7 protein-coding genes and 1 pseudogene are annotated in these 5,881 nt (G+C 67.9%); 3 read left to right on the forward strand and 5 right to left on the reverse strand.

The genetic code is table 11. From position 1 onward, the window contains the following. The 4 genes and pseudogenes from Q0W90_RS22700 to Q0W90_RS22715 form a co-directional block, all read right to left on the reverse strand. Nucleotides 1–562 (reverse strand): annotated as a pseudogene (locus Q0W90_RS22700) (hypothetical protein); the annotation flags it as partial. A 33-nt stretch (nucleotides 563–595) separates the two neighbouring features. Further along, nucleotides 596–1,066, reverse strand: a complete 471-nt coding sequence (locus Q0W90_RS22705; protein ID WP_297599462.1) for a lipoprotein LpqH — start codon at nucleotides 1,064–1,066, stop codon at nucleotides 596–598. Between the two features lie 157 nt (nucleotides 1,067–1,223). Continuing rightward, nucleotides 1,224–1,892 carry a S1 family peptidase gene (locus Q0W90_RS22710; protein ID WP_297599461.1) on the reverse strand — a complete coding sequence of 223 codons (669 nt, stop codon included), beginning with the start codon at nucleotides 1,890–1,892 and terminating at the stop codon, nucleotides 1,224–1,226. A gap of 88 nt (nucleotides 1,893–1,980) precedes the next feature. Further along, nucleotides 1,981–2,856: an alpha/beta hydrolase gene (locus Q0W90_RS22715; protein ID WP_297697890.1), complete on the reverse strand. Its 876-nt coding sequence runs from the start codon at nucleotides 2,854–2,856 to the stop codon at nucleotides 1,981–1,983. 137 nt (nucleotides 2,857–2,993) lie between these two features. On the opposite strand from Q0W90_RS22715, the gene Q0W90_RS22720 reads away from it, so the two are divergent. After that, complete coding sequence (locus Q0W90_RS22720; protein WP_297594952.1) at nucleotides 2,994–4,484, forward strand: amidase; 1,491 nt, start codon at nucleotides 2,994–2,996, stop codon at nucleotides 4,482–4,484. Between the two features lie 16 nt (nucleotides 4,485–4,500). Here the strand turns inward: Q0W90_RS22720 and Q0W90_RS22725 are convergent, their stop codons facing one another. Further along, nucleotides 4,501–4,713 (reverse strand): hypothetical protein, encoded by a 213-nt coding sequence (locus Q0W90_RS22725; protein ID WP_297595001.1) that lies wholly within the window; start codon nucleotides 4,711–4,713, stop codon nucleotides 4,501–4,503. A gap of 312 nt (nucleotides 4,714–5,025) precedes the next feature. On the opposite strand from Q0W90_RS22725, the gene Q0W90_RS22730 reads away from it, so the two are divergent. Both Q0W90_RS22730 and Q0W90_RS22735 read left to right on the forward strand, forming a co-directional pair. Beyond that, nucleotides 5,026–5,298, forward strand: a complete 273-nt coding sequence (locus tag Q0W90_RS22730) for a hypothetical protein (RefSeq protein WP_297594953.1) — start codon at nucleotides 5,026–5,028, stop codon at nucleotides 5,296–5,298. 17 nt (nucleotides 5,299–5,315) lie between these two features. Then, on the forward strand, nucleotides 5,316–5,705 hold the full coding sequence (locus Q0W90_RS22735; protein WP_297594954.1) for an integrase: 390 nt from the start codon (nucleotides 5,316–5,318) through the stop codon (nucleotides 5,703–5,705). Nucleotides 5,706–5,881 lie beyond the last annotated feature (176 nt).

Here is a 5,881-nt window from a genome sequence, read left to right on the forward strand (position 1 = left end):
CGCCGCGCGGCGGAATGTACGCCGGGTGCTCAGGCTGAGTGCTCGGCGGATTCAGCGACGCGTACACCTCCCCGCCGAGTTGCGGCGTGGTGGACTGTCCACTCGCCGGCGCGGTCGTTTGAGCACTCGTCGACGTCGTTTGCACACTCGTCGACGTCGTTTGCGCACTCGGCGACGTCGTTTGCGCACTCGGCGACGTCGTTTGCGTGGCCGGCGCCTGCGTGGTTTGGGTGGCCGGCGGCTGCGTGGTTTGGGTGGCCGGCGGCTGGGTGCTCGGCGTGCTCGGTGGCTGGCTTGGGGTGGCCGGCGCTGCAGTGGTCTGCGGGGGATTTTGCGGGATCTGCACGCCGCCTCCCGCCTGCGCGCCACCTCCCGCCTGCACGCCCGGCCCGCTGAGATCACCTCCGCCGCCCACGCCGCCGCCACCACCGCCGTGGCAATTCGGGCACGGCGGCGGCGGGTCAAGCGGAGCGGAGTAGGCCGAACCGGCGTCCAGAGTCGCCATCGAGAGGCTCAGGCCAGCGGCCACCGCGGCGGCGCTGATGACACGTTTCATAGACATAGCTGCGTCCCCCTAGGGTGTCGATGGCCTGCGCTACGGGCAGGTGACGTACAACTCGAATGACTTGGTTACCTGCTGCGGCTGTTGCGCGTTGCTCATGTCGACACCCGTAGCGGTGCCCTTGATCGCCCATGTCTTGCCGTTGACCGCGACCCCGGCACTGCCGCCCTGGTTGGGCGCGGCATCGGAGAAACCGAGCGCAACGCCGTTGACGGTGCCCAGCCCAACCGAATGGACCAGCGGCGGATTGCCATGGCTGACCACGGCACCCAGCCCGGCGGTCGGGTCACCGATCCCGATGTTGGTGTTGTCACCCGCGGCGGTGCAGGTGACCTGCCCGCTGACGTTCTGATGCTGACCGTCGACGATCACCTGTGGACCTGCCGCCGCCGGTGCGGAAGACGAGCCGGACGCCCCCGTACTGGACTTGTTGCTCGAACATCCGGCGCTGGCCGCGATCACCAGGGCCACGCCGGCCACGCCCACTACGATCCCACGCTTCACTACTCTCCCCTTCGTGTCGCTGGTTCCGCTGCCTCTTCACCCTGGCCGCATCACCACAGGTGGACGCGTTCGAGGAGAGTCGGCCGGATATCCGATACCCGAGAAACGCTAACGCTACGTTACGTGCCACCGGACGCGCCGCGCCCATGGGTATCTCTCATGGAAGAACGCGCAGCCCCCACTTACCCAGCAGCGGATTGATCAGCATGAAGTAGGTCGTGTAGTCGTCACCGTCGGGCGAAGACATCAACAGACCGACCGCGCTCACGGTGCCGTCCGGGTTCATCACGAAGCCGGGACTGCCGCTGTCGCCGTCCAGGCTGAACACACTGGCTTCGACGACGTCGCCATCGATGCCTTTGATGGCACCGCAGGTCTCACCCGTCACCGCGCCGATCTTGCAGAACGGCATGCCGGGCCGAAGCTGCGAGCGGCTCAACACATCCCGAACCTGGTATCTGCCGCCGACGTCACCCACCGGCATGCCGACGCTCGGCTCGAGTCGGATGATCGCGGCGTCCCGCTTATCGCCGTCATGCTCGCTCGCCGAGATTTTGCCCAGCGGAGCATCGTTGCCGTACGTCCACTCCGAGCCGTCGTGCGCGTCGCAGTGCCCGCTGGTCATCAGGTAGTAGCTGCCATCGGCACCCTGCGCGGCGAATCCTGCTGTGCACCTTCCGGATTCATGATCAACGCCCATGCCCGGCGCCGGGGGTGGCGCGGGTAGAGCCGGGGGCGGCGCGGCCAGAGCGGTTTGCGCCACCGTCGTCGCGGCAATCATCACAGCCCCGACGAGTCCCAATCCCCGCAACCACGGCATGGTCACGCCGTCCCCCTCCGCTTGTGCAAGGCAGATCGTAGCAGCGCTGCCCGCCTGAGATGGACTGGCGGCCAGCCGGTTCCGTGCGGGTGGTTCATCCGGCGTCGACGTGCCGCGCAAGGAAGTCCAGGACGGCGCCGGCGAAGATGTCGTTGCGGTCGCCGGCGACCATGTGCCCCGCACCGCGGACATCGGTGAATTCGACTTGCGGGAAACGCGCCAGGAATTCGTCGGCGCGGTCCTGGCTGACAAGGTCACTCATCTGGCCGCGGACCAGCAGGATGGGCGCCCCGCCGCGCAAAATCGCCGCCACGGCCGCGTGCATCCGATCCGGGTCGGTGACCTCGAATGGCGGGAATGCCGCAGTGCCGCTGATGAACTGCGGATCCCAGTGCCAATACCAGCGGTCGCCGCGGCGACGCAGGTTGGTGGTCAGGCCTTCCAGATCGGTCGGCCGCGGCCGGTGCGGGTTGTACTCGGCGATCGCGTCGGCGACCTCATCGAGGGAGCCGAACCCCGATTCCACCCGGTCGGCCATGAAGGCATGTATCCGGTTCGCCCCGGACTGGTCCATGTTCGGGACGATGTCCACCAACACGACCGCGCTCGCAATGCCCGGAGACAGCTCCCCCGCGAGCAGCATCGACGTGAAGCCACCCAGGGAGGCACCGACGAGCACCGGTCGCGGAGGCAGGGTGCGCAGCACCTCTTGGACGTCGCCGGCGAAACTGACAACGCGATAGTCGCCCTCGCCAGACCAGTCCGATTCGCCATGGCCGCGCAGGTCGACGGTGACGGCCTGCCACCCGCGCGCGGCGACCGCGGCAGCGGCCCTGCCCCACGAACGGCGCGTCTGCCCGCCGCCGTGCAAGAACACCACGGCGCGCGCTTGAGGATCCCCGAGGCGGTCGGCGACGATCTGGACCCCGTCGGGGCCCCGGATCGTGAACGGTACAGCTGCCGTGGGCATCAGGTGATACTAAGGCGCCCCAAGCCGGCGCCCGCATTCACTTGACGTCAATGGCGTGCAGCGGCGTCAATTGGGGGACGTCGACGCACCCGGGCGGCGCCGGCGGTATGCGAATCGGGCCGGGCTGAGGAGAAGGCATGCATCTCGACGAGTACATGTCGCTCGATGCGACCGCTCTGGCCGAGCTGGTCGAGCGCAAGCACGTCACCCCCGCTGAACTTCTCGCGTTGGCACGGCAACGGGCAGACGCCGTCAATCCACGGTTGAACGCCATAGTCCGCCGCCTCGACGATGTCGCCGATGCGCAGGCCGCCGATCCGAGCCTGAGCGGGCCGTTCGCCGGTGTCCCATTCCTGCTCAAAGACCTCGGCCAGGAATACCGCGGCTTTCCCACGTCGTGCGGATCCCGGTCGCTGGCCAACGAGGTAGCCGACCGGCACGCGCTGGTCACTCAGCGTTTTCTGGACGCGGGCCTGGTGATCTTCGGGATGACCAATACTCCGGAATTCGGGGCCAAGGGTGTGACGGAACCCGACTACTGGGGTCCGGCCCGCAATCCGTGGAACACCGATCGCACGCCCGGCGGCTCCTCGGGCGGATCCGGGGCAGCGGTGGCGGCCGGCGTCGTTCCGGCCGCCGGAGCCAACGACGGCGGCGGGTCGATCCGAATCCCCGCCGCCTGCAACGGACTCGTCGGCCTCAAGCCCAGCCGGGGGTTGGCGCCCTATGGCCCGCAGACGAGCGAGATGATGTTGGGCATGGCGACCCAGGGGGTTGTGTCGCGCACCGTGCGCGACAGCGCCGCGCTCTATGACGCGATCGTCGGCCATGATCCGAGTGCAGCCTATCGAGTTGCGCTGCCAGACATGCCTTTCGGCGAACTCGTCAAGCACCGTCCGGAAAGGTTGAAAATCGGGTACTCGGCGCGCTCGGCCATCAACTCGCAGCCGAGCGCGGAGGCCGTCGCCGCGGTCGAGAAGGCCGCGGTGCTACTGAGCGAATTGGGCCATCAGGTCGAAGAAGTCGCTCCGCCTTACGATGACGCCGCATTGGGCCGCGACTTTCTGACCATCTGGTTCGCACAGCTTCACCAGCAAGTCGCCGACATCAAGCGGCGAACCGGCGCCCGGGACAGCGACTTTGAGGCCGACACCCTGGCTATCAGTGAACTCGGCCGATCCGGCGGTGTCCTGGCGGTGATGTCTGCGCTGGAGAACAGAAACACCTACATCCAGTCCCTGGCCGAGTTCCACGGCACCTACGACTACTTTCTGACTCCCACCCTGGCCACCCCGCCCCTCGAGGTGGGCGCCACGGCGACTTCGGCGGTATTGCAGCGCGCCGCCCGGGTGATCAGCAAGCTGCGCGCGGGAAAACTCATGCGGCTCAGCGGAATTCTCGACGACCTCATCCAGGAGAGCCTGGGCTGGGTGCCCTATACGCAGCTGGCCAACCTCACCGGGCGCCCCGCGATCAGTGTCCCGCTGCATTGGACGGAGGGCGGGCTTCCCCTGGGTCTGCAATTCGTGGGGCAGCTGGGCGCGGACGGCGGCCTCCTGCGGTTGGCGGCCCAGCTCGAAGAGGCAAGCCCGTGGGCCCACCGCCATCCCGCTTCGGTCTCGGATTAGCCGTTCCCGCAAGAGGTTAGGTGGGTGAGTCGCCTTCCTGCGGGCCGCGCGGGCCCCGCCACAGGCTGGCGAACCGGCGGGCGATGTCGCCGAGCCGGCCACCTGCATGTTGGGAAGCCTTGATGCGGCCGAGGGTCTCTCGGCCTTCCTTCGCGTAGTCCTTGACCGTTTCGTCGCCTTCCTCGGCGCGCATGTCTGTCCTCCGATCCTGATCGGTCGCGTTCGTCATGCCGGGGCGTGACGCTCGGGCGGCTCCGATGGCGTCAAGCGCTCCGGCGGTTCTGCCGGCGTGAGTCGTTCGGGCACTTCCGTGGGCCTGAGCCGCTCCGGCGTCTCGCCTGGCGTGCCCGGCTCCGGTGGCTCTGCATCTCCTGGCCGCTCCGCCGAAAACGGCCTGAGGTCCGTGTCGCTCATGCTCAGTCCTTCAATCGGCTCCAATCCGCGTACCCGCCGCGCACGGGCAGCCAAACGCTGTCGGCCCTGAAAATGTCCCGCGGCGCCGCACGTGTCAGCGGCGGGATCGGCCGCTTACACTCCAACCGTGGCAGATCTGGCACCAACGAGGTCGGCAGCGAACAGAGTCCCGCTGGGCATCGGAATCGCCATTGCCGTGCTGCTTGCCGTGTTCGCGATACCGATCAAGCAACGATGCGGCGCGCCGGGCTACTCGTGCGCGTCGACCCTGGACACCGACGGCAACACCCACTACTACTACGAGGTCGAACCGGTCGGTGTCTACCTCGCTGAAATCGTCACCGGCGCCGATATCACGCTCTTTTACACATCGGGTGAAGACCTGGTCAAAGCCAGATAGCAGCGCTGGGAGATAACATGGGTATCCGCAAACGCACTCGGACGGCGGCGGCCGTGGGCTTGCTCGCGGGGGTAATGCTGACGACGGGCACGCCGGCGCAGGTGGCACTCGCCACCGTGGGCCAACGCCCCTGTGGCGCAAATGCGCTGTGCGCCAACGCCCCTGCGCCCGATGGCGGTGATCGGGCCACCGCGGAGCGCGTGATCATCGATGGCTACATTAAGAAGCAAGTCGGATGCACGCCGACGATGGCACCCAACCCGGTGGCCGTCGCGTGGGATCCGCCGGGCTTCGCCCCCGGGGTCGGTGGCTCGGGCCTCATTCACGATGCCAACCCGGCGCTGGGGGGCCAATATCGCGCCGAATATGTCGGCGGTCGATGGCACGTCGAGTACCTGTACTGCTGACGGCGACGGTTTGCTGGCCGGCCCCCGGCGACAGCGGTTCGGCCCGACGTATCCGCGCGATAACTCGCGTTCCGCTCGAGACCGCGTGGAGAGCGCCGCGGCCACGCCTCGGTGCCGCCCGGCCGAAACATGCAGGTGGAGCCGCGATCGGCGCCATGAATCGCATCCGTTCGGCC

It is taken from the genome of Mycobacterium sp., from assembly GCF_025933915.1.
GTDB lineage: Bacteria > Actinomycetota > Actinomycetes > Mycobacteriales > Mycobacteriaceae > Mycobacterium.